This window comes from Vibrio sp. R-1 (assembly GCF_035615595.1).
Lineage (GTDB): Bacteria > Pseudomonadota > Gammaproteobacteria > Enterobacterales > Vibrionaceae > Vibrio > Vibrio cholerae.
The window spans coordinates 1-1,798 of sequence record NZ_WPDC01000172.1; the positions used below are offsets into that span (position 1 = coordinate 1).

3 protein-coding genes are annotated in these 1,798 nt (G+C 45.8%); 1 reads left to right on the forward strand and 2 read right to left on the reverse strand.

The features are described from left to right. Positions 1–185: hypothetical protein (locus GOU96_RS17330; RefSeq protein WP_267783052.1), on the forward strand; the 185-nt coding region annotated here is incomplete at its 5' end. Here the strand turns inward: GOU96_RS17330 and csrA are convergent. Both csrA and GOU96_RS17340 read right to left on the reverse strand, forming a co-directional pair. After that, entirely contained in the window at positions 182–379 is a 198-nt protein-coding gene (gene csrA / locus GOU96_RS17335; RefSeq protein ID WP_000906485.1) for a carbon storage regulator CsrA, read from the reverse strand. The genes GOU96_RS17330 and csrA overlap by 4 nt on opposite strands. Before the next feature lie 91 nt (positions 380–470). Further along, positions 471–1,658, reverse strand: coding sequence for an aspartate kinase (locus GOU96_RS17340; protein ID WP_001885701.1), 1,188 nt, complete (start codon positions 1,656–1,658; stop codon positions 471–473). Between the last annotated feature and the right edge of the window lie 140 nt (positions 1,659–1,798).

The following is a 1,798-nucleotide window of genomic DNA, read 5'->3' on the forward strand; positions in this document are numbered from 1 at the left end:
GTCTTGCGGAGGCACATATTACGATTTACCAAAAATATGTCAAACACTTTCTTGGTGAAAACTCGGGAAAACAACTCAACCGTTGGCAAATTAACCAAAGCGCTGAGAATTTGCACTTTCTAAATAAAAACACGGGGATAAACAAAAAGGTCGGCGTTAACGGCCGACCTTTCTTCGATAATTAGTAGTTGCCAGACGCAACGCCACCATTACCTTTTTCAGCTTGAATGCGCATGTAGATTTCTTCACGGTGCACAGACACTTCTTTCGGTGCGTTTACACCGATACGGACTTGGTTACCTTTTACACCTAATACTGTCACGGTCACTTCGTCACCGATCATCAGGGTTTCGCCAACACGGCGAGTCAAAATAAGCATTCTTAGCTCCTTGAGTAATCTCTGTATTTTCTTGCAACCACACTATTATCCATCAAAAGTTATGACATCGTAAACTCTCAATGGTGCCCGTTTAACCTAAAAAGGTTTGTTTTAGACCAAACTCTTGAGGGATTTCCGACGTCACATAGGTCTCGTGCAAAATATTTGCCGCACGATCCACATTTGCAGGGTCTAACATTAGCATAGATGATTGTTCCGAGGCCGAGACATAACGCACATCGATGCCATGTTGCGCTAAGGTCTGACGTGCATGGGCAACTAATGCCCCGGCTTGTATACCGACCTTGGTGATAAGGCTCACGGGCTCTGAACCATGAATTTTCTCTGCGCCGACTAATTGTAGCTTGGCATAAGCATCGCGTTTAATCACAAATGCACTATTGGTAGGCTCATCAATGGTTGTGCAGACTTCAATGCCGAGCATTTGGCACTGCTTGATGATGCTTGGGAAAGATTCGCTCTCCACTCTTATCAGCGCCATATCGCGCTGAATAGCAATACCACATACTGCGTGAGTTGCGGCACTGCCTTTAATTAAACTGCCTTGGTTCACTTCAAAGGTAGAGAGCACTCTGAGTGGCACGGCATGCTTCCAAGCATACTGCACGCACGGTAGGTGCAACACTTTTGCGCCTTTGCGCGCCATCTCTTCCATGGAAGGAAAATCAATCACATCCAGCTTACGAGCACTTGGTACAATGCGTGGATCACAAGTGTATATCCCATCGACATCAGTGAATATTTGGCATTCGTCGGCATTCAGTGCCCCAGCCAATGCTACAGCACTGGTGTCTGAGCCACCACGGCCTAACGTAGTGATATCCCCATTTTCATTAATGCCCTGAAAACCCGCGACTATCACAATAAAATCTTGTTCTAGCAGCTCAGTAATCGTTCGAGTATCAATATGTTTAATCGTCGCGTCATTGTGTTGATTGTCCGTCACAATATTCGCTTGAGCTCCGGTTAGTGAGCGGGCGGCATAGCCCATTTTGTGCAGTGTCATTGCCACTAAGGCCATTGACACCTGCTCACCAGCAGAGAGCAAAACATCAAGTTCTCTAGCGTTTGGTACGCTATCTACTTGTTGAGCTAAACCCACCAGTCGATTGGTTTCCCCTGCCATGGCAGAGACTACTACGACAACTTGATTGCCATCATTCTTCGCCTTAATGATGTGTTCGGCTACGGTTTGCATTCTTTCTATTGAACCCACCGAAGTTCCACCGAACTTTTGCACGATAAGGGGCTTTTTCACCAGTATTCACCTTCCCAAGACCAAAGTCTCATCGGGATCAAACTTGCTTAACATACATGTCGAACAAGGTTTGATCGTTACCAAAATAAAACCAAGCGGCTAATTGGCTTAGTCTATACCCAAGCTACTTGGAGTTGCAG

Bases quoted from the DNA above. Each gene is read 5' to 3' on its own strand.
- csrA (WP_000906485.1), bottom strand. From the start codon at position 379: ATGCTTATTTTGACTCGCCGTGTTGGCGAAACCCTGATGATCGGTGAC.